Annotated in this window: 18 protein-coding genes and 4 pseudogenes; 18 read left to right on the forward strand and 4 right to left on the reverse strand. The window is 40.9% G+C overall.

Features of this window, described 5'->3' with window-relative positions; all coding sequences use genetic code 11:
* Positions 1-350 precede the first annotated feature (350 nt).
* The 3 genes from AB5Z12_RS15075 to AB5Z12_RS15085 are packed head-to-tail and all read right to left on the reverse strand — an operon-like array spanning position 351 to position 6400.
* Entirely contained in the window at positions 351-3023 is a 2673-nt protein-coding gene (locus tag AB5Z12_RS15075; RefSeq protein WP_368357358.1) for a hypothetical protein, read from the reverse strand.
* An 8-nt stretch (positions 3024-3031) separates the two neighbouring features.
* The gene (locus tag AB5Z12_RS15080; RefSeq protein WP_195379862.1) at positions 3032-4609 is read right to left on the reverse strand and encodes a response regulator; all 1578 of its coding nucleotides are present in this window, start codon (positions 4607-4609) and stop codon (positions 3032-3034) included.
* Between the two features lie 15 nt (positions 4610-4624).
* Complete coding sequence (locus AB5Z12_RS15085) at positions 4625-6400, reverse strand: sensor histidine kinase (RefSeq protein WP_195379861.1); 1776 nt, start codon at positions 6398-6400, stop codon at positions 4625-4627.
* 248 nt (positions 6401-6648) lie between these two features.
* Between AB5Z12_RS15085 and AB5Z12_RS15090 the strand changes: the two genes are divergently transcribed.
* Genes AB5Z12_RS15090 through AB5Z12_RS15100 form a run of 3 tightly spaced genes read left to right on the forward strand, consistent with a single transcriptional unit; the run spans position 6649 to position 10300 of the window.
* Positions 6649-7581, forward strand: a complete 933-nt coding sequence (locus AB5Z12_RS15090; RefSeq protein ID WP_195379860.1) for an ABC transporter permease subunit — start codon at positions 6649-6651, stop codon at positions 7579-7581.
* Positions 7582-7604: 23 nt separating this feature from the next.
* Positions 7605-8501, forward strand: a complete 897-nt coding sequence (locus tag AB5Z12_RS15095; RefSeq protein ID WP_195379859.1) for a carbohydrate ABC transporter permease — start codon at positions 7605-7607, stop codon at positions 8499-8501.
* A 26-nt stretch (positions 8502-8527) separates the two neighbouring features.
* A complete protein-coding gene (locus tag AB5Z12_RS15100; protein ID WP_368357359.1) occupies positions 8528-10300 on the forward strand; it encodes a hypothetical protein in 1773 nt (590 codons plus the stop codon).
* Between the two features lie 97 nt (positions 10301-10397).
* Here AB5Z12_RS15100 and AB5Z12_RS15105 read toward each other — a convergent pair.
* A pseudogene (locus AB5Z12_RS15105) lies at positions 10398-11798 on the reverse strand (ATP-binding protein).
* Between the two features lie 217 nt (positions 11799-12015).
* On the opposite strand from AB5Z12_RS15105, the gene AB5Z12_RS15110 reads away from it, so the two are divergent.
* The 15 genes and pseudogenes from AB5Z12_RS15110 (at position 12016) to AB5Z12_RS15180 (ending at position 21513) form a co-directional block, all read left to right on the forward strand.
* Positions 12016-12345, forward strand: coding sequence for a hypothetical protein (locus AB5Z12_RS15110; protein ID WP_015515227.1), 330 nt, complete (start codon positions 12016-12018; stop codon positions 12343-12345).
* Between the two features lie 33 nt (positions 12346-12378).
* Positions 12379-12822, forward strand: a complete 444-nt coding sequence (locus tag AB5Z12_RS15115; RefSeq protein WP_330656033.1) for a DUF1016 N-terminal domain-containing protein — start codon at positions 12379-12381, stop codon at positions 12820-12822.
* An 84-nt stretch (positions 12823-12906) separates the two neighbouring features.
* Entirely contained in the window at positions 12907-13395 is a 489-nt protein-coding gene (locus AB5Z12_RS15120) for a PDDEXK nuclease domain-containing protein (protein ID WP_330608443.1), read from the forward strand.
* 28 nt (positions 13396-13423) lie between these two features.
* Positions 13424-13801, forward strand: a complete 378-nt coding sequence (locus tag AB5Z12_RS15125) for an SdpI family protein (RefSeq protein WP_161276517.1) — start codon at positions 13424-13426, stop codon at positions 13799-13801.
* A 55-nt stretch (positions 13802-13856) separates the two neighbouring features.
* A complete protein-coding gene (locus AB5Z12_RS15130) occupies positions 13857-14042 on the forward strand; it encodes a DUF6440 family protein (protein WP_187565450.1) in 186 nt (61 codons plus the stop codon).
* 25 nt (positions 14043-14067) lie between these two features.
* Positions 14068-14241, forward strand: a complete 174-nt coding sequence (locus AB5Z12_RS15135; RefSeq protein ID WP_187565451.1) for a hypothetical protein — start codon at positions 14068-14070, stop codon at positions 14239-14241.
* Positions 14242-14376: 135 nt separating this feature from the next.
* Positions 14377-15186: pseudogene (locus AB5Z12_RS15140) on the forward strand (VirD4-like conjugal transfer protein, CD1115 family); the annotation flags it as partial.
* A gap of 206 nt (positions 15187-15392) precedes the next feature.
* Positions 15393-15506: pseudogene (locus AB5Z12_RS15145) on the forward strand (Maff2 family mobile element protein); the annotation flags it as partial.
* Between the two features lie 737 nt (positions 15507-16243).
* Positions 16244-18130, forward strand: coding sequence for a group II intron reverse transcriptase/maturase (ltrA, locus tag AB5Z12_RS15150; RefSeq protein WP_062807140.1), 1887 nt, complete (start codon positions 16244-16246; stop codon positions 18128-18130).
* Between the two features lie 149 nt (positions 18131-18279).
* A pseudogene (locus AB5Z12_RS15155) lies at positions 18280-18375 on the forward strand (Maff2 family mobile element protein); the annotation flags it as partial.
* Between the two features lie 148 nt (positions 18376-18523).
* A complete protein-coding gene (locus AB5Z12_RS15160; RefSeq protein ID WP_195379856.1) occupies positions 18524-19735 on the forward strand; it encodes an ATP-binding protein in 1212 nt (403 codons plus the stop codon).
* Between the two features lie 347 nt (positions 19736-20082).
* The gene (locus tag AB5Z12_RS15165) at positions 20083-20454 is read left to right on the forward strand and encodes a TnpV protein (RefSeq protein WP_173769856.1); all 372 of its coding nucleotides are present in this window, start codon (positions 20083-20085) and stop codon (positions 20452-20454) included.
* Between the two features lie 214 nt (positions 20455-20668).
* Positions 20669-20998 (forward strand): DUF6442 family protein, encoded by a 330-nt coding sequence (locus tag AB5Z12_RS15170; RefSeq protein WP_005608366.1) that lies wholly within the window; start codon positions 20669-20671, stop codon positions 20996-20998.
* A complete protein-coding gene (locus AB5Z12_RS15175; RefSeq protein ID WP_003865061.1) occupies positions 20995-21201 on the forward strand; it encodes a helix-turn-helix transcriptional regulator in 207 nt (68 codons plus the stop codon). The genes AB5Z12_RS15170 and AB5Z12_RS15175 overlap by 4 nt, the downstream gene beginning before the upstream one ends.
* 9 nt (positions 21202-21210) lie before the next feature.
* Positions 21211-21513 carry a hypothetical protein gene (locus AB5Z12_RS15180; protein WP_008121271.1) on the forward strand — a complete coding sequence of 101 codons (303 nt, stop codon included), beginning with the start codon at positions 21211-21213 and terminating at the stop codon, positions 21511-21513.
* Positions 21514-21531: the final 18 nt, after the last annotated feature.

Below are 21531 nucleotides of genomic sequence, written 5' to 3' on the forward strand. Positions count from 1 at the left end.
ATTTAGTTTTCAAGGAGCGAAATTAAATAAGCAGAATCATAACGATTTTAAGTTGACACTATATTGCTAGCATTGGGTCCGCAAGTGGTTAACTGGCCAAAAAGAGGGGGAAGTGGTTAACCGAGAGCCGATTTTTGGGGTGCTTTTCAGCCCTCCTTCCCCTCGTTTTTTGGCTGTGGCAGTTTGGCATAGTTTGAGCTAATTTGAATAATTAAATATGAATTTGATGTAGCACACAGTATAAATGCTGGGTGTTTTTTTCATTTCAGGAACTCGTATTCCGGCGATAGAAAGAGCCGTCACTTCACTGTTAATTTTGAAGTGGCGGCTTTTTCTATTTAGAAAAGTTTTTAGTTGATATATTCGAACCAGACAGCTCCGTCAATTCCCAAAGGATGAAGACCTGTATTGACAGAAGGTGCATCTTTGATCAGCGGAAAAACAGTTGTGGTATTGTCGATAATTAGCTGATTTTTCCCGGGGACGATATAGTCGGTAATATCAAAGCGATAAGGTGCACCGATGGCCGGAAACAATGTATGTTGGTTGACGGTGAGCTGAATGACTTCATTGGCACCTTCGATAACAAGGAATACACCGGAATTGCTCTTTGCAGGGGAATCTATGGTAAAGGTTGTCTCGTATCGTATGATACCGTGGAAGCTTTCAAAGCCTGGCTCTATGCACAGATTTTCGAAAGAACTCCGACCGTGTACGGGACGAAAACTCCCGTGATCTTCGTAGGTTGAAACGGAAATAGCTACGGGTGTTTCGAGTTTATAGCGCTCTTTTACAAGTGAAGTATCCACTTTTTTGATACGAATTCCAGTAGTGTCTATGCCGGAGACAAGCAGGCGGGATTCGCCGGGTTCGAGATCCAGCATATAACTTTCAGCAGATGATTTCAGTGCGTATATACAGTTATGATAGACATCATATTCCGCAGAAGGTTTAAAAAACGAAAATGTTATGTCTTCATGAATCGGCTGCCAGATGGATTCGTTTCGAAGCATCATACACTGATAGTCATCCCCCTGATACTGATAAACCCGCAAATCTTTGTAAGGCTTCTCGGAGAGAATATGTACCATAGGAAGCTGTTGATTCTTTAAAAAAGCAGCAAATGCAGTGAGTGGAAGACAAGTGGCTTTTTTACGAATGATAGAAAGCAGCTTTGTGGCATCAACATGTTCACAGGAGTCAGACGGAAAAGCATCGATAAAAAGAACCGGAAAACCATGTTCGGACAGTGCAGCGATCCCATGAAGAACAGAAATTGGAAGTTTCTGTGCATAAGGAATGATCAGATACTTTAAGTGGAGTGTACCAAGTATCAGTTCCTGATTATCATTGAGGCAGGAGAGAAGATCTGGATAACTGATCTTCTCAGCCGGGATAACATCGTAATCTACCTGCTGTTCCATACAGATCCTTCCAAGCTTCTGAAAGAGCATGGCATCACCGGCCCATTCTGCTTCGCCGTGGTAAAGGATACCTACTTGTGAACAACTTCGTCCACCATTCAGAATATGTGCCATACGGTTCATATAGGTAAATAAGTATTTCATATATGGAGCCTGCAGATTATGTCCATGGGCATAAAAGTGGGGCGGGCAGTCCGGATCCGGAAAATCTTTTGCGGAAAAGGCATGTGGAACGAAGATATTGATTCCGCGGATCAGCATAAAATCTGTCAGCCATTTCATCATTTCCAGTCCTTCTGACCAGCCGTAGTTGCCAAATAGTTCGCACATAGCCCGCCCTTTCTTGGCCGGTTCAAGGTGGGCATCGCTGGAAGCGAGTTTCGCAAGGGCATAATGATAAAACTCTCCGTCAGAATAAGTATTCACAGAGGCGTGAGTGGTATGTGTATGCGTACGCCCCGGCATGACCTGGGAGGTTACAATGTCGATACCTGCCATATCCTGGCCAGCCATAGCGCGAAAATAGTGTCCGGCGCTTGGACCAAGACGGGAAGACGAATTATTGTCTTCCATAATATGTCCGATATATTCAACATTATGTGCACGGCACCACTGACCTAATTGCATGGAAAAATTCTTTTTATACAGATCCGTCACCAGATTCATGTACTGATAACGAAACAGAGAATCTGTTTCAGGAGAAACATCAAACCAGAGACGGACAAGACCTTCACGAGTGATGTTTTTTTCATAAAGAAGTTTTTCAAGTTCATCTGACCATGGCAGAGGCATATCTGTCTTGCCAACAATCGCGGAAAAATTAAACAAGCTATCAATACAATTGTAAAATCCAGGCTCATCTGAAAAGAATCCTGCAATGGTATTACCGAAATATTCATGATAATGTGCAAAATGAGGTTCATATACTTCATCCAGTAAAACCTTTACAGATTTTTTCTGCAGAAGATTGATGTAATCGTTGTAGGCAAGTCCTGCATGGTATGATTTATAGATAAGAAATAAACGATAGAAACCATCAGGGACTTCCAACGGTAAAAGACCGTTTTTAATAGATGAGGTAAGGGGAATACACTCATTGGTCAGATCATCGGATACCTCATCTTTTCGTCGATACAAAACAGCTGTAAGAAGTTCTTTTTCCTTTGCGAGAGGATGGTTTTCAGGGAGTGGAAATCCAGAGGAAAATTCACCCAGCAATGCATTTACATCCACGTAGGTTCGAGCCGGACCGACAAGATCTACACAGAGATGATAGACTGAGCACTTTTGCAGTTCTTTTCCCACTTTTTTCATTCCACCGTTTGCGTAGCCGGTAGGAAAATGACTGTCATCCAGAATCCATACTTTCATATTCCGCTGTTTTGCCTCATCAAGGATAATATCCAGATCGTGCCACCAGCCGGGGCCTGCGAAGTCAGGATGTGGACGGGATTCCAGACAAACAGCCTGAATTCCCATATCCTGGATGGTCTTCATGTACGTTCTGAGTACTGTTTCGGTTTCGCCATGCTGCCAGAAAAAAGGCAGGATGTAGTTTTGATAAGTTTCGTTCAGGGCTTCGTGAATTCTTGTTTCCATAGTACCTCCTAAAATGAATTGATTTGTGTATATTTTTTTCTGAACTCTCCTGGAGTCATATTCTGATATTTTTTAAACTGAATACTGAAATATTTATCATTGCTGTAACCCACCCGCTTGGCAATCTGTTTCGCAGAAAGACTGGTGTTTTGCAAGAGCTCTGCGGCATTTTTCAAACGTAACTGATTGATATAATCGTTAAAAGTATATCCGGTGTCTGCTTTGATTTTTCGCCCAAGATACAATGCATTTACGTGAAAACGGTCAGCGATCGTTTTAAGATTAATGTCTTCGGCGTAGTGGGATTCCAGAAAACGCAGAATCATTTTACAGGAAGCACCGGTAGTAAATTCCCCGTTATTTTGCTGGCACAAGAAAATGGTGTGAATAATGGCAAAAGTCTGATCGCGAATGGAACGATAGTCTGTGCAATCGGCCAGTGGATTGATCAGGTCATGAATATCGGTCTTGGAAGGAGCAGAGTCTGCTTTGGAATCAAGGTAATTTTCATATACTTTTGAAAGAGTCATGACAGCAAGCATCTGCAGTCCTTCCAGTGGAATAAAGCGGTTGTTGTACAGAACATCTGCAATGATTTCCTGAATCGAATCTTCGCTTTTATACAGACATTTTTCATTTAGATGAACCAGCTGATCGATTTCAATATGTGGGAGCATAAATGCATGGTTCTTTTCCAGATCTTCCGACCAGCGGATCTCATCCGCAGATTCACAGACAGTAGCCGTGTTGATCAAAAGAAAAGCGGAACGATAGCTGCCAACAATCTCGTCAACAGTGGTTACCAGTTTTCCGACCGCGATGGAGATACGGAAGTCGGACGTGACGGACAGGTACTGGGAAAGCCTGGAAAGGCAGGGATTTATCCGTTTTTTCTGTCCATCGTAATTACAAAAGAGAAGATACAAAAAACGCACGGTGTAGTCCGTAATCGGAAAGATATCCGGATAACAGGATAAATGGTGAATCACAGAATTCAGAGGCGGTTTGCCCTGCAATTGTGCGGAATCCATGGTGGCAGCAGAAAACTTGATGACAGCAATCTGGTAATTACAGTTTTCAAGGGGAAGATCTACATAATCCTGACGTTCCTGCAGATCTTCCACAGAAATTTTTCCGGTGATCAGTCGAAACAGCAGATTGTTTTTAAAAATCCGAATTCCTTCATCGACAAATATTTTATTTCGCTGTTCCGCCTCAATCTTCTTTTGTACCTGGCGAAGTGTGCGGGACATTTCCTGATGATCAATTGGTTTTAACAAATAGTTTTCAATACCGATCTGTGCGGCACTTTTTACGTAAGCAAAGTCAGAAAAACCGCTCAGAACAATGAATTTGGTTTTTATGCCGTGATTTCTGCAGGCTGTCATAAAGTCTATCCCGGTCATAACGGGCATTTTGATATCCGTGATCACAAGATCGACAGGATGCGTCTGAATATATTCGAATGCAAGACTTCCGTTTGGGAAAACCGCAGATATTTCCATATGAAAGTCCTCCCAGGAAAACATTTTCTGCAAACCGTTGCGGATTAATGGTTCATCGTCTATAAGAATTACATGTAGCATAACAATTCCTCCCTGCTAGTTCTGAGAAACTTTTACTGGAAATATAAATATGATTTCCGTGCCTTCCCCTGGGGTCGATAAAACCTCTAAATTGCTTTCGGGTCCATATAAAAGCTGTGCTCTCTGATAAATATTTTTTAAACCGATACGTTCAATATGATCCAGCGATTTTTCGGTAAAAGACTGTCTTAGCGTATGGAGATCTTCCTTTGTGATCCCGAATCCATTATCTCGCACATGAAATACGGCGAAGGTGTCCTGAAGTTTTCCTGTGATGGTGATGACATTAGTCTCATGGGAACTGTCAAAACCATGAAGAATGAAGTTCTCGATCATGATGATCAGTGCGTGCTGGATAATCGTTTCCGACAATAGTCTGTTGTCAATGTCAAAGCTGTAGTGAAGAAGATTTTTGTACTGAATATCACACAACCGCAGATAATTTTTACAGTTCTCAATTTCCTGCCGTACGGAAACCATGCTGTTTCCCTTGATGGAATTTCTGAGAATCTTTGACAGAATGTAGATCATTTCCGTGGTTTCAGAATCCCCATGCAACAGTGCGTTCATACGGATGGTTTCCAGGGTGTTAAAAAGAAAATGTGGATTAATCTGAGATTGCAGGAGCTTTAACTGATACTTTTGGGATTCAATCTCTGATTTATATACTTTATCAATATAACTGTTCAGATTCTCCAACATATCATTAAATGCGAATGAAATATCATCAAATTCATTTCTAGGTAACGGTTGTGTAGGGATTCTGGTATTCAGATTGCCCTGTTTTACTTCCAGAATAGAAAGATAAATTTTGTTTAGCTGGTTTGTGCTTTTATTCAGAAAAAGATACACACAGATTAAAGTAATTACAGTAACCGTAAACGTAATCAAAAGAATCAGAAAAATTGGGTAACGGATATCATTCCAGAGTGAGCCGCGAGAGATAAAACCGACAACATGGATAGAAGAATCTTCCGTTTTATCCGTGTTGATATAATATCGTTCTCCATGAAAGGCTATGGTTGTATCAGAACTTTTGGCAGGGGTTGCTGCAAGTTGTTCTTTCTCTGAGGGCTTCAGTTTGTTATCCGTTTCAAAAAGGATGTTGTTATCATTATCGAAAACCAGAAAAGCCCCCTTTACACCGGGATAATTGGTGGAAAGATAATTCTGTAGCCCTTTTGCACTGTAATCCGCCTGAATAGCACCGATGTTCTGAAAAGTAATTGTATTTTTCAGACAGTAAAGGAAACTGTATCCGGTGGAAGTGCAGAGCAGCTTATATACTTTGGACGGTATAACGCCCAGGCGCGTATAAGGATCCTGGTAAGTAGAAAGCATAGCGCTGAATTCGGCCTGATTTTCCGGAAAATCATATCGTCCGTTTTTGGTCACAGAATAGATACGGTTATCGTATGCAGAATAAATGGACATAGACGTTATCTGCTGGTTCAGAGAAAACGATTCACTCAGAAAACGATAGCAGTTTTCGCGAATGATCGGAGCATCGCTATCCGGTGAGATAAAGAAAAGTCCTTCACGATAAGAGTAGTAATCAAGATAAGCGTTGTTGATACACTGCATGAAACTGTCTTCCTGTTCTTCAATCATATGGGTCAGTCCGGATACTGCGGACATATTATAGTTGATACTATAGGTATGGTTCTGACGCGAAAAATTATAGTAAGTAATAATTCCAATGATTGTGATGGCCAGTAAAATAAGAAAAAATATAAAACGGTAGATATTTGAAATAAAGTGCATCTTATATTGTCTGTCTGTTGATCTCATAAAGTCACTCCTGTAAACGATTCTAAAGAGTAAAAGGATGAAAGTGGTATATCTATATTATATTCAGTATTGATAATTACGTCAATCGTTTGAAATTATAAAAAAGATAGGATGAATTATAAAAATAATCGCATAAAACAATAAAATTTTTGTAATCTCATGTATGATTTTTGAAATGGCAGTAAAAAAGATAATATGTGATAATAAAAGCAGAACAGGAAAACAAAACAGAGAAAGGGAGGGGTAATATGAGTAGTAAAAGTACAACAGGGAGATACAAAAACACACACATGACTAGAGGACAAAAAACGTTGTTACTGATGACGGTTCCGTCAATTTTGTTTATTATTGTGTTTTCCTATTTGCCAATTTCAGGATGGATTTATTCTTTTTTTGATTACCGGATCGGTTACAAATTATCGACCTGTGAATTTGTGGGACTGGATAATTTCCGATATGTATTCGGAGACCCATATATACTGAAGGTAATCGGAAATACGTTGATTATCAGTCTGGCAGGACTTCTCGGACTTCCGCTTGCAGGAATGATAGCTATTCTGTTGTCAGAAGTACGCGGAAGAATGTTCAAAAAAACAGTGCAGACAGCCATTACGATTCCAAACTTTATCAGCTGGATCATTATTTATTCAATTATGTTTTCTCTGTTTTCCAATGATGGATTACTTACGACTGTCATTCGGGGGATCACCGGAGAAACGGAAGCAACTACAACGCTTCTGACAAATCCCAATACGGCAAAGTTATTCATGATTTTAACAAATATATGGAAAACAGTAGGTTATAACTCCATCATTTTCTTTGCGGCAATCACTGGAATAGATTCCCAGTTGTATGATGCGGCAGCGGTAGATGGGGCTGGAAGATGGAAAAAAATGTTACATATCACAATACCTGGCATGCTTCCAACGCTGATTACGTTACTGATCATATCAATCGGAGCAATTTTAAATAACGGATTTGAACAATATTATGTCTTTGTCAATCCGATGATCCAGGAAAAAATGGAAGTATTAGACTACTATGTTTACCGGATCGGGATGTTGAACAATGATATTCCGGCATCAACAGCGGTCAGTATGGTGAAAACTTTTATCAGTGTCGGGCTTGTATTTGGTGTCAATAAACTGTCGAAAAAAACACTCGGACAGTCCATCTTGTAACAGACAGAAAGGAGGATGAGAAGATGAGAAACAAAAAGAAGATACAGCCAAAGGAGGTTGTCTTTCAGGTCTGTATGATTGTTCTTTTCTCCATCATAGTACTTAGTTGCATTTATCCGTTTTACTATATCTTTATTGCATCGATCAGCAGTCCGGATGCCGTGCAGAAAAGTACCATTACCTGGTATCCACTGGAACCTACATTGAAAAATTATAAGCAGATTTTTGAACTGAATGGGATTCTCCGTGCATTTTTTGTATCGGTTGCAAGGACGGTGGTCGGGACTGCGGTAACGTTGTATTTTACAAGTATTCTGGCATATACGTTAACAAAAAAAGAACTGCCGTTCAGAAAATTCTTTTATTCTATTGCAATTATTTCCATGTATATCAATGCAGGATTAATCCCGTGGTATCTGACAATGCGCAGTATCGGATTGAAAGATAATTTTCTGGTGTATATTTTGCCGACAGCCGTTTCGGCTTACAGTATGATTCTGATTAAAACCTATATGGAATCTATCGCAAGTGGAATTGAAGAATCGGCAATGATAGATGGAGCGGGATATTTTACAATTTTTTGTAAAATTATTATCCCGATCAGCAAGCCGGTTCTGGCAGCTATTGTTGTGTTTACAGCAGTAGGACAATGGAATTCCTGGACAGATAACTTATTGCTTGTAAATGATATAGATCTGAAAACGTTGCAGATGACTTTATTGGAGTATCTGAATCAGGCCACCAATATAGCGAATATGGCCAGGACAGGAGGTGCAGGAGCAGTTTCGGGTGCTGCGATCAGTCCATTTACGTTAAGAATGACGATTACGATGGTAGTCACAATACCAATTTTGGCAGTCTATCCATTTATGCAGAAATATTTTATCAATGGAATTATGATTGGAGCGGTAAAAGGGTAAGAAAAGAAAGAACAGGAGGAAATAATATGAAACGGAAAAACAGAAGAAAACGGATCGTGGCAACGGCAGGAGCAGCCATTCTTGCGTTACATATGATGGCGTGCGGAGGGACAGGAGAAGAAAGCAGCAGTTCGACAGGTGATTCCGGACAGAGCACGCAGGAAAATAATACAGATGCGCAGACAGATGGAGTGGAAGAGGTAACACTGGATATTTTTATCGACAGCGCAGGAGAAAATCCGATGACAGCGGGAATTCAGGAGGATCCGGTTGCACAGTATATTAAAGAGCAGACGGGTGTTACGCTGAATGTGGTTTTATACAGCAATGAAAAGGCACAGGCTATGGCGGCTAGTGGAGATTTGTATGATCTGAACCGTATGGATGCCAAGTATATCACACCGTTGATTCAGGCCGGCGCGTTGCAGAATCTGGATGATTATATGGAATATGCGCCAGATCTAACAGAGAATTTTTCCGGTATGCTTGAGTATAGTAAGGAGTATATGAGTGCAGGGAATGAGAAAGTTTATGCAATTTTTGCAAGAGGAAAATCAGAGCCTTCGGCGCTGGCTACTTCCAGATATGGAAACTTTATCCGATGGGACTGGTACAAAGAAGCAGGAAGTCCGGAGATTCAGTCGGTTGATGATTTTCTGAATCTTTTAAAGACGATCCAGACGAATCATCCGGAAACAGAATCCGGTAAGAAAACATATGGTATTTCCAGATTTAATGACTGGGGATTAAATCATGCTTTATCAGATCCGGTAATCTGGAAATATATGGGACAATATGGAATTAATGATGTAGCATCATTTAGTATACCTGATCTTGAATATATAGATCTGTATGATGAAAATCATATGTACTGGATTACGTCGGAAATGTATTTTAAAGCCAACCAGATGGGACTGCTGGATCCGGAAACATATACACAGAAAAATGAGAATTATACGCAGAAAATCAATGAAGGACAGATATTGTTCAGTTCTATGGAGTGGGATTGGGACACACTGAATGCAGAGTTGAACAAAACAGGAGAAGATAAAGTAGTAGATATTCCATGGGCAGACACAGAAGAATTTCCAGCATGGGTGTCCAGAGCATCAGAGTTTGGAATGTCAGCAAGAACGTATGTGGTTTCCTCAAAATGTGATGAGACAAAGATGAAAGGCATCATGCGCTTACTGAATTTTATTTTCTCAGAAGATGGTGCACGTACTATTATGAACGGGCCTAAAGGTGTTACCTGGGATTATGACGAAAATGGTGTTGCGGTGTTTACGGATGACTGTATTGAAAAAATGAAAGAGACCCCGGATTATCTGTTGGAACAGGGAGCAAACCGCTATCTGTCCATGATTGGGCAGGATTACGATTCCTATGCGATCAGTGCAGCAAATGAAGGGCAGTACATTGATCTGAGATTAAATAATGATTATGTGAAGGAACATATGACAGATGCAGACAAGGATTATTGTGCGTATTATAATGCAGAGACTCCGATTGAGGTAAGTACAAACAGAAAAAATCAGTCTACTATCTATGAAGGATATATTAACTTGATGCCGGCAGAGAATCCTACTGCCGTTCAGAGAAGCATGACAAAAATTGCAGATTACTTGCAGCAGGCAGTTCCGGATATGGTAATGTCTGATACACAGGATGCGTACGATCAGAAATACGAAGCGATTCAGAAACAGTTAAAAGAACTTGGCTATGATGAAGTAACGGAGTATTTCAAAGACGCATGGGAAAATGCGAAAACAGAATATGCAAAACTGACAGCAAAATAATGGCGGGTAGGATACAGATGTTTGCCAAGGATACTGAGGTCTGATATAATAAAAATTACCGTTTACAGAGAATGTAAGCGGTAATTTTTTGTATAATTTATTCGGAACGAACTGTAATATATTTTTGATTGCGACTTTTAGGTTTATCGGGAATAGTCATTTCTAATTGCCCGGATTCTAAAAGCGGATTGATATGCTTCAAAGTGAAGTTTCTTAAATCTTTGAAGCCGCAAAATACTGCAAGCTCTTTCTTGGATTTTGGTGTTGTGCAAAAAGCCAAAATCTGTTTGGACATCGTTGATAGTTCAATATCTTGGTGGGTAACTTGGTGGGTATCACCCTCTAAGTTGTAGTTTACATTTTTCAAGATGACTCTGAAATCTGTCGCTGTTGAGGAAAATTCGGGCTTATATGCCTCTGTGTATCCAGGCAGCTTTTCGGTTTCACTGACGATTTTGCGCAGACCACTTCCACGGCGTTCCATGTACTTCATGCGGTGGAACAGGTCAGCAATCACAGGGTTTCGTCGCATGGAACGAATACTGTAAATATCGTATTCCTGAATTGAGCCGCCGCCAAACATACCGCCAGGAGATGTGATTTCCACCCGATCATCAAACATATCAATATGGATTTCGCTGCCAAGCACAATATAATCACGATGGATAAGCGCATTGACAAGAGCCTCTGTCACAGCTCGTTCAGCATAATCCGGCTTGTCTACACGATACTGTGCCTCTTTGACAAAACGGACTTTGGAATTATTGCGAATAAATTCACTGCCGCTTTTCAGTAGATAAATCAGATTCCCTTCGTATTCTTTATCGTCCAGCGCATCATCAAAGATAGAGCCTTTTTCCAAGCCATTCCACCGGGTACAGAACATACGGGAGTTATAAACTGTGTGCTGATCGGTCATGAGCTTTCCGGCATTGGTCAAGAACCCATTTTTGTCAGCCAAACCGAAGGAGACATAATCGGATGGCTCGAAGCGGAGGCCGGTTCGTTCCAGATAGGTTGCTTCCAGAAGTGTAAAGCTGTAATCCTTTTTTACCGCGTCTGTTGTTAGGGTATCAAAGGACTGATTGGTTCCCTTTAAGATTAATTCATTCACAATGTAATCAGGGGCAATTACGCTTTCATTTCCAACACGGATATATGCTTCCATCACGCCGTCTGCCTTGTAATAATATGGGGTGCTGCGGCCGGGAGAAACCTCCAGAGCTAATAGATTTTTACCATCTTCCTGTAATGGTTTTAAGATAAACTGAGGTAATGGTGTGATTCGTTCTTTGATTAAGCGGCTGATCGCCTCAGCATCCTTTTGAACATCGGACAAGCCAATAGGTTTCCTGTCATCAGAGATTCCGAAAAACAGAGTTCCGCCGATTCCATTAGAAAAGGAACTGACACTTTTTAACTAGCTTTTGGGTTTCTTTATTTCAAGTGCAACTTTGAAATCACATTCGGTTGCTTCAGCAATGAGCTGTTCTATCATAGAAATCCCTCCTTTGAGGTTGTAGAAAGTTCTTTTTTATTATACCCAGCGGAGAAAGTTATTGCAACGATAGAAACAAAGAGTTCAGGGAAAACAAAAATATTTATGAGAAGAGGTAGGTGCTGTGCAAAGAAATTGAAAGACTGTGTTGGATAGGTTATATTATATATAGCAAAAGAAATGCCATGCTAGCGTTAAGTTTGCTAAGGAGAATAATATGGAATGGTTTGGAATTGTAGCATTGTTGCTGTTACTTTGTTATTCGGCGTATCCGGGAAAAGTAAAGCGTTTAGAAACGAAAGTAAAACGATTGGAGAAAAAGCAGAGAGGAGTGGCATATATGTCAAAGCTGATTAATGATCTTGTAGGAAAACAATGTATTATCAGATCAGAGTTCATTTTTAGTTTTGCGGGAAAAACTGAATTATCCTGCAAGATAATAGACGCAGATGATGAATGGATAAAAATTTGCTATACAGAGAAAAAAGATAAGCAGGTAGTTAAGCTGATGCGGATTGAAAATATTGAATCAATAGAAGAACAGTAAGTTCTATTTTAGAAATTCAGAGGAGTAAAGAGCATGGATTATAATTTACAAAAAAATCAAAATGCAGAACAGACTTATCATTCTATTCGTAATTCTATTGTGTCGGCACAACATCGTTTAAGCACAGCGGTAAATTCTGCTATGGTAACAACTTATTGGAAAATTGGAGAACAGATTTTTAAAGCATGTGGAGAAAATGATCGTGCAGAATACGGAAAGAAATTATTGGAATATCTTTCTGAGCAGCTGACCGCAGAGTTTGGAAAAGGCTTTGATAAATCGAATCTTCGTAAGATGAGGCAGTTTTATTGCACTTTTCCAATTCGAGACACACTGTGTCCTGAATTGAGCTGGTCACATTATCGTGTCTTGATGCGTATAAATGATGAACAGGCAAGAAGATTTTATATGGAAGAATGTGCAAAAGCAGCATGGAGTGTTCGTCAACTGGAACGGCAGATCAATACGATGTATTAGCAGCGTATTTTAGCAAGCCAGGATAAGATAGCGGTTGCAAATGAAATTCAAACAACAGAGCCAAAACCAGAATATGAGAAAATAGTGAAAGATCCTTATGTTATGGAATTTCTGCAGATTCAGCCTGACACACATGTATATGAAGGAGATTTGGAACAGGCATTGATTGATCATCTTCAACATTTCCTTTTGGAACTTGGAAGAGGATTTTCATTTGTAGCACGTCAGAAAAGATTTACATTGGATGGACAGGACTTTTTTATTGATCTGGTATTTTACAACTATATTTTAAAATGTTTCGTTCTCATTGACTTGAAAATGGGTAAACTGACCCATCAGGATCTAGGAAAAATGCAGATGTATGTGAATTACTATACTCGTGAAATGATGAATGAAGGAGATACGCAGCCTATTGGGATTGTACTTTGTGCAGATAAGGGAGATTCTATTGTAAAATATACGCTTCCTGAAGATAATCACCAGATATTTGCATCGAAATATTTCACCTATCTGCCGTCAGAGGAAGAATTGAAACGTGAATTAAATTTGAAAGAATTTCACAAAAAAGAATAAAAACGAAATATAGTAAAGGAGATTTACAATGGAGTTTTGGATTTTTATGTTGATTATGGATTTGCTTCTTCCATTTACGATGATTGGTTTTGGAAGATATTTTATGAAAAAGGCTCCAAAGGAAATAAATTCAGTATTTGGATATCGAACTTCGATGTCTATGAAGAATAAAGACACATGGGAATTTGCTCATAAATATTGTGGTAAAGTCTGGTATGTCTGTGGAATGGTTATGTTGCCAATAACAGTAATATTCATGCTTTTAGTAATCGGAAAAAATGAAGATTGTGTTGGGAGTATGGGAGGAATTATCTGTGGTGTTCAACTTATTCCTTTAATTGGGTCTATTCTCCCAACAGAAATAGCATTAAAAAAGAATTTTGATAAGAATGGAACAAGACGATAAAGTTTGCAGAATCAAGGAAATCGGGATTTAACGCTTGAAAAAAGGAGGAATAAACATGGCAAAGAAAGAAAAAAGATTTGAAGTTATATTTAGAGATGGAGGTGGGCTTAAGGATGAAGGAGTTCGCCAAATTCTTGTAGATAAAGAGACGGGAGTTAATTACCTTTGTTGGAAGTCCGGATATGGAGCCAGTATTACACCTCTTCTGGATTCGGAAGGAAAAGTCATAGTCACAAAGTAAAATCGGGAGTTAAAGGACAAAGCTTATGAAAAGCAAAAAGATAATTATAGGAGTCACTATCGGAATAGTCGCAGCAATACTTTGGAGCATTGTTTTCATAAACTCATTAAATAGCATGGCCGGAATTGGAATATGTCTGGGTATATCTTTTGGCATATCTGGCAGTCTTATTTTTTCAAAAAAAGATAAAGATAAGTGATGATACAACTCCAAGTTTGTAGAATTCAAAAATTTAATATGAAATGTGAGATAGAGCGTATGGAAATTAACTATACGTTCTATTTTTTTGCCTTTTTTGAAAAAGTGATTAAAAAACTATTGACATTTTGTTACTGGCAAGACCTTAAAGTCGATTCTGGTGAGCTGTGGCGCACGGCTGGCTCCTTTCGATATTGAGGAAGTTCGTGATATCACCATGTATGATGAGCTGTCCCTGGATACAGTGGGAGATGAGAAAACGGCTCTGTTCCTCATTATGAGCGATACAGACCCGACTTTTAATTTCCTGATTTCCATGATCTACACACAGCTGTTTAACCTGCTGTGCGAAAAAGCGGATGATGTTTATGGCGGCAGGTTGCCGGTGCATGTGCGTTGTCTGATTGACGAGTGTGCGAACATTGGTCAGATTCCGAATCTGGAAAAGCTGGTAGCCACCATCCGATCAAGAGAAATCTCGGCATGTCTGGTACTTCAGGCGCAGAGCCAGCTGAAGGCGATCTACAAGGACAATGCTGATACTATCATCGGCAATATGGATTCCCGTATTTTCCTTGGCGGTTCGGAGCCGACTACGCTAAAAGAGCTGAATCAGGCACTGGGGAAAGAAACGATTGATCTGTACAACACTTCCGATACCAGAGGCAACAGCCCATCTTACGGCACTAATTACCAAAAGGTTGGGCATGACCTGGCTTCGGTGGATGAACTGGCTGTGCTGGATGGCGGAAAGTGCATTTTGCAGCTACGCGGTGTCAGGCCGTTTGAGTCAGATAAGTACGATCTGACCCAGCATCCGAACTACAAGCTCACTGCCGGAGCTGATAAGAAAAACACATTCAGCATCGAGGCGTTTCTCGACCATCGGCTGAAGCTCAAGCCCGGCGATAAGTACGAAGTGGTTGACGCAGATCATGCCAAGTAAGTTTATTCCGGTGACGAAGATGTCATGGGTGCGCTGCTGGCAACAGAATAAGAAGAGGCGGCGAGCTGCCGCCTCTTTACATAGCCAGGTTTCTGATAGGGATTGGAGACCTGGCTATATGTTTGCCCATTTGCAGGTGCACATGCAGATGGAAAATCACTATTCATCAGCCCATAAGGGCGCAACGTACAAGGAGGTACACATTTATGGCATTTTTCAACAGCGCAGTAACAGTTCTTCAGACTCTCGTCATCGCACTGGGTGCCGGTCTCGGCATCTGGGGAGCCATCAACCTGCTGGAAGGCTACGGCAACGACAACCGTGCGACACGTTCGTAAGTGAAAAGCTTACGCACAAAGTCGAAGGGCAATTGTAGCCCGAAACTTTGGAGAACTGATATTCCGATTGGTGAAATGAGGGGGTAACGTCCCGAAGCGCCACCCTAATACTCCGAATGGCGGGGAGCATGCAACGGCTCTCTCCAAAAGTTTATAGAGCTCGGTGAAGTCGGCAGAGAGCAACCGTAAGACTGGTTTTCAGACCAGACACGAAAGCTGTCCAGAGGTGGATGGTGTTGCCTATATGCCGGGGGTCGGATATCCATGGTGAGAATGTATGAAAATACTGACGAAATTCTGAATGTACGAGTCTAAACGTTGATGCTGTCGAAAGGCAGTACACCTTTCATGGTGGTATCTGTGGGCGAGTAAAATTGGTTGTTATGAAAGTCCATGCATCGTTACAGGCGGTGCGGTTATGCATGACCAGATACAGGCTTAGAGGAAGAACCTAAAGATATCCAATGATAGGAATATCGGAACGTGGAAAGCTGGGAACACGGAGGCGGTTGCAAGCCAGTGATGTGGTGGATGGGAATACCTTCGCGAGAGGGCAATAACCATTCTTTATTCCAGTGAGAGTAGTGGCACAGTACCTGTGAAGCCGTGAATAAGTAAGCGGTGGAGGGATAGCCACAAGTCGAATTCAGCAAAGAAAATGAAAACACAACAAACACAGCTTCGAGTATGACAAAGAAAATCCAAACCGAAGGGAGAGGATGCCTGTGTTGACTTCGGGGCAGCAAGAAAGGAAAAGTAAACAGAGAAAAATCCGCAACTCAGAGTATTACGACATGGAAGGTACTCTTGACAGGCTGTATGCAGAAAGTAAGAAAGATAAAACCTTCAACCATCTGACGGAAATCATCGAGAGTGAAGAAAATATCAAGCTTGCATATAGAACGATAAAGAAGAATACAGGAAGTGATACTTCGGGAGTGGATAAAAGGACGATAGCCGACCTCGCAAAGTTAAGCGAGGAAGAATACGTCCATCTCATACGGAAACAATTCAGTAATTATCATCCACGACCCGTAAGGCGAGTGGAGATACCAAAGCCCAATGGAAAGACCAGACCTCTGGGAATCCCAACTATCGTAGATCGGATCGTACAGCAATGTATTTTGCAGGTCATGGAACCGATATGTGAAGCAAAATTCAGTGAGAACTCCAACGGGTTCCGCCCGAACCGTTCCGCTGAGACTGCTATTGCGCAATGCATGAGGCTGATACAGGTACAGCATCTGTACCATGTGGTTGACCTCGATATTAAAGGCTTCTTTGATAATATCAGCCATACAAAGCTGATTCGTCAGATATGGGCATTGGGAATCCGGGACAAAAAGCTGTTATGCATTATAAAAGAGATGCTGAAAGCACCTGTTGTTCTGCCAGATGGGAAGAAAACATATCCCGCACGGGGTACCCCGCAAGGCGGTATTTTGTCGCCATTGCTTGCAAACATCGTATTGAATGAACTGGATTGGTGGATTGCCTCACAATGGGAGGAGATGCCAACAAAAACAAAATTCAAAACGAGGAGCAATGCGCAGGGAACAGAAATTAAGAGCCACGCTTACAGGGCTCTGCGCCGGAGCAGATTAAAAGAGATGCATGCAGTTCGGTACGCAGATGATTTTAAAATTTTCTGCGCAACACATGAGGATGCTGTCAGAGCATACAAGGCAACAGAGTTATGGCTAAAGGACAGGCTGGGACTGGAAATCAGCCCTGACAAATCCAAAGTAGTAAATCTCAAAAGACAGAATTCTGATTTTCTCGGGTTCAAGCTGAAAGTTCGTAAAAAGGATAAGAAATATGTGGTTCGGTCTCATATGAGCGATAAAGCATACAAAAAGGCTCATGAAAAAGTCTCGGAAGAAGTAAAGAAACTGGCTCATTCGTCAGATGATAATGCTCAGTTCATGCAGCTTCAGAAATATAACTCTGTAGTTGCCGGACTTCATGAATACTATTGTATTTCTACAGAAGTATCCCATGACTTCAGCAGACTTGCCTTCAGTATCAACAAACAGCTCAGAAACAGACTGAAAGGAGACTTATCCAAAAAGGGACAGCTCAGAAATGGGTTCATTAAAGAAAAGTATGGAGCAAGCAGACAGATGAGGTTCCTTCATGGACGTCCGGTGGTTCCACTGGGATATGTCCAGTCAAAGAATGCCCAGCATAAAAGGAAATCCATCAATAAATATACGGTCAAAGGTCGGGAACAGATTCATAAGAATCTTGCAATCGACACAGCGACAATGTTATGGCTGATAAGAAATCCTGTAAAGGGCAGAACCATTGAATATGCGGATAACCGTATTTCTTTGTATGCGGCACAGTATGGTAAATGTGCAGTGACAGGAATTCCGATGGATTCCCACGATATTCACTGCCACCATAAAGTGCCGGTTAGCAATGGCGGTTCGGATGAATACGCAAATCTTATTCTTGTCAGCAAAGCGGTTCATATCCTTATCCATGCTTCTTCAGAACTTACGATTGAGAAGTACCTGAAATCCTTAAATCTTGACAATAAACAAATAGAAAAGCTTAACAAACTTCGTATTATGGCAGAAATGCCACCTATTATTCTTTGAATTTAATGCTGTAACGAAGTGTGTAAGTTGTGTTTAAAAGCCCTGGATGGCTGAATTCGATGGAGCGCCGTGTGCGGTGAAAGTCGCATGCACGGTGTGGAGCGGGGGAAAATCCGGAGATAACTTCAAAGGATTACCTATCGCTATCCGGTGCCAAGTCTCAGGGCATGAAACAGCTGATGGCTGGCGGCGTGGCACTGATCGGCACGACTCTGGTGCCGCTGCTTTCTGGATTTTTTGGTTAAACTACGATATTCTGAAACTGCAAAGAAACAGAATTCGACACCATCCGAAAAAGTCAATGAAAATCAATGTGAGTTGCGGTTTATAATCGCAAAACATATTGATTTTTTTATGTGCTTGCGGTATTATGGAACCATGGAGGTGGTTCCTATGATAGACAGACCGCTCTACGTCGATAAGATTATGGCCTACACCGACACACCTTTTGTAAAAGTGTTGACGGGTGTTCGCCGCTGCGGAAAATCCACAGTCCTTAAAATGATCATGGAGAAGCTGCAACAGGAGCATGGTGTTCCGTCTGAGAGGATTGTCAGCATGCGCTTCGATTCCATGGATTATGAGGATATGACAGCGAAGGATATGTTCAAGGCTGTCAAAGAAAAGCTAAATCCAACGGGGAGAACGTATCTCTTTCTGGATGAGGTTCAGGAAATTGAAGGCTGGGAGAAAGTAGTAAACTCCCTGGCAACGGATTATGATGTTGACCTTTATGTGACAGGCTCCAATTCCAGAATGATGTCTTCGGAAATAGCGACTTACTTGACCGGACGATATGTTTCCTTTTGTATCTATACGCTTTCGTTTCAGGAATATCTGGAATTTAAAAAGCAGTATACACAGGTAAAGGATATCCATGCTGAACTGGCAGACTATATCCGCTTGGGCGGCTTCCCTGCAACGCACCTGCGAGAGTATTCACAGGATGAGGTTTATACGATTGTCCGGGATATCTATAATTCCACGATTTTCTCGGATATCGTAAAGAGAAACCAGATTCGCAAGATCGACCAGCTGGAACGGGTGGTTCGGTACACATTTGCGAATGTGGGAAATTCATTCTCAGCAAAATCAATTTCTGATTATCTGAAATCAGAGCATCGTTCTATCGACAATGAAACGGTGTACAGCTATCTGGAAAAGCTGGAGAAAGCATATCTCCTTCATCGCTGTTCTCGATACGATCTGCGCGGAAAGGAGATTCTGAAAACGCAGGAGAAGTTTTATCTTGCCGATACCGCTTTGCGTTACAGCGTGCTGGGCTACACACCAGACAGCGTCGCTTCCAGTCTGGAAAATGTGGTGTATCTGGAACTTTGCAGACGAGGATATACCGTGACGATTGGAAAAACGCCGGATGGTGAGGTCGATTTTGTGGCGCAGAAGCAGAATGACCGGTTGTATGTGCAGGTCACACAGGAGATTAAATCCGAAAAAACAGAAAAGCGCGAATATGAACGGCTGCTGGAAATCCGGGATAACTATCCGAAGTATGTTTTAAGAACCGATGAATTTGCCGGAGGCAATTACCAGGGCATTAAGAGTATGCACATTGCAGATTTTCTATTGAGCACAGAATATTAACGATGAGGGCGGCGGTGAGCCGCCCTTTTTACATAGCCAGGTTTCTGATTGAAATGGGAGACCTGGCTATTTTTTTGCCCTTTTGCAGGTGCACATGCAGGGGGACATTCACTATTCATCAGCCCATTAGGGCGCATCGTACAAGGAGTTACACATTTATGGCATTTTGCAACAGCGCAGTAACCGTTCTTCAATCACTATTATCGTCAGCGTGTATGTGCTGTGTGTGGCAGTACCTACTGGCCTACACACAGTCAGCAGAAATTCTGTTCAGATGAATGTACAAAGGTAAACCACAACAAAAAATCATTGGAGTTTTACCACAAGAAGCAAAAGGAGAAAACACTATGCAAAGATTTATTACAGACGAAAGAACAGGTATCCGATACGAACTCATCGGAGATTACTATTATCCCTGCCTGATAGTAGAGGAAAGTCCTCCCCTTTCAAAATACGGACGGTTGCGGCAACGATATTTGAGGGAACATAAGCGTGTGCTATATTTTAATCTGCTGACAAGCGGAAAGTTATATGAACACCTTGCCGAAATTGATACTTCGGCTCGTGATATGGCGGAATATCTGATAAAGGAAATGGCAAAGAAGCAGGGTGTAACGGAAGAACTGAAAGCAACGGATATGATGAGATGGATAGGATTGATGAATAACATTCGAGCCTGTGCCGATGAGATTGTATTGAATGATATTGTGTATTCCTAACGGATACCAACCGAAGAAGAACTGCTGTCAAACCGATGGCAGTTTTTCTTTTTCGGCAAGTATTCAAGAAGTCATTAAGTCGTGAGTATAATCGAAGTGGTAGAAAAGTTATCTCTTATATCGGTTGTAACTTTTTTATGAACTCTATTGACAAGAAAACTTGGTATGTATATAATTTAAATATGCAAAGAAAACTTGGCATGGAGGTGTTTTTATGAAAAAGGACGAAATCTTAAATGCAAGCAGAAAAGAACATCGCAATAAGGACTTGGCTGAAATGGAAGTGGTATATCAAGCCGGAAGTCACGCAAGCAGAGTTGGTGCTTTAGTGTGTTGTTTGCTTTCGCTGTTATCTTCTGTGCTTGCTCATACTATGATTTACAGTCCGTGGGTTATATACTTCAGCATTATTGCAACACAATGGTTAGTTCGTTTTATCAAAATGAAGCGAAAGAGCGATTTGGTCTTGACTGTTCTGTTTTTTGTGCTTTCCATTTTGGCATTTGTTGGATTTGTTAGCCACCTTTTAGAGGTGAGAATATGAAAGAACAATTACAACTGAAAAATCACTTAAAGGAAGTTCGCACAGAAGCAAATCTTTCTCAAGCTCAGCTTGCAGAAATGGTAGGGGTATCAAGAAATACCATTAGTTCTATTGAAACAGGACAGTTTAATCCAACTGCAAAATTGGCTCTAATTCTTTGTATTGCATTGGACAAAAAATTTGAGGAACTATTCTATTTTTAGGAGGTCATTATGGAAAATATTATAATGTTGATTTTGGGAGTGTTCATATCTGTTGTGGGAATTGTAAATATCAAAGGCAATATCAGCACAATTCACTCTTATAACAGGCGAAAAGTAAAGGAAGAAGATATACCAAAGTATGGAAAAACAGTTGGCACAGGAACGCTGATTATAGGAATATCTCTTGTATTAGGTTTTATTGTTTCGTTTTGGAGTGAAATAATTATAGATTATATCATTCTTCCAGCAGTTATTGTCGGATTAGGCTTTATATTGTATGGACAGTTCAAATACAATAAAGGAATTTTTTGAGAATCAGGGAGGTATAAA

This window comes from Ruminococcus sp. RTP21358st1_G6_RTP21358_211008 (genome assembly GCF_040908885.1).
Classification (GTDB): domain Bacteria; phylum Bacillota; class Clostridia; order Lachnospirales; family Lachnospiraceae; genus Blautia_A; species Blautia_A faecis.

Bases quoted from the DNA above. Each gene is read 5' to 3' on its own strand.
- AB5Z12_RS15160 (WP_195379856.1), top strand. From the start codon at position 18,524: ATGATAGACAGACCGCTCTACGTCGATAAGATTATGGCCTACACCGAC.
- AB5Z12_RS15100 (WP_368357359.1), top strand. From the start codon at position 8,528: ATGAAACGGAAAAACAGAAGAAAACGGATCGTGGCAACGGCAGGAGCA.
- AB5Z12_RS15165 (WP_173769856.1), top strand. From the start codon at position 20,083: ATGCAAAGATTTATTACAGACGAAAGAACAGGTATCCGATACGAACTC.
- ltrA (WP_062807140.1), top strand. From the start codon at position 16,244: ATGCCTGTGTTGACTTCGGGGCAGCAAGAAAGGAAAAGTAAACAGAGA.
- AB5Z12_RS15125 (WP_161276517.1), top strand. From the start codon at position 13,424: ATGGAGTTTTGGATTTTTATGTTGATTATGGATTTGCTTCTTCCATTT.
- AB5Z12_RS15075 (WP_368357358.1), bottom strand. From the start codon at position 3,023: ATGGAAACAAGAATTCACGAAGCCCTGAACGAAACTTATCAAAACTAC.
- AB5Z12_RS15085 (WP_195379861.1), bottom strand. From the start codon at position 6,400: ATGAGATCAACAGACAGACAATATAAGATGCACTTTATTTCAAATATC.
- AB5Z12_RS15115 (WP_330656033.1), top strand. From the start codon at position 12,379: ATGGATTATAATTTACAAAAAAATCAAAATGCAGAACAGACTTATCAT.
- AB5Z12_RS15130 (WP_187565450.1), top strand. From the start codon at position 13,857: ATGGCAAAGAAAGAAAAAAGATTTGAAGTTATATTTAGAGATGGAGGT.
- AB5Z12_RS15180 (WP_008121271.1), top strand. From the start codon at position 21,211: ATGGAAAATATTATAATGTTGATTTTGGGAGTGTTCATATCTGTTGTG.
- AB5Z12_RS15095 (WP_195379859.1), top strand. From the start codon at position 7,605: ATGAGAAACAAAAAGAAGATACAGCCAAAGGAGGTTGTCTTTCAGGTC.
- AB5Z12_RS15175 (WP_003865061.1), top strand. From the start codon at position 20,995: ATGAAAGAACAATTACAACTGAAAAATCACTTAAAGGAAGTTCGCACA.
- AB5Z12_RS15135 (WP_187565451.1), top strand. From the start codon at position 14,068: ATGAAAAGCAAAAAGATAATTATAGGAGTCACTATCGGAATAGTCGCA.
- AB5Z12_RS15080 (WP_195379862.1), bottom strand. From the start codon at position 4,609: ATGCTACATGTAATTCTTATAGACGATGAACCATTAATCCGCAACGGT.
- AB5Z12_RS15170 (WP_005608366.1), top strand. From the start codon at position 20,669: ATGAAAAAGGACGAAATCTTAAATGCAAGCAGAAAAGAACATCGCAAT.
- AB5Z12_RS15090 (WP_195379860.1), top strand. From the start codon at position 6,649: ATGAGTAGTAAAAGTACAACAGGGAGATACAAAAACACACACATGACT.
- AB5Z12_RS15110 (WP_015515227.1), top strand. From the start codon at position 12,016: ATGGAATGGTTTGGAATTGTAGCATTGTTGCTGTTACTTTGTTATTCG.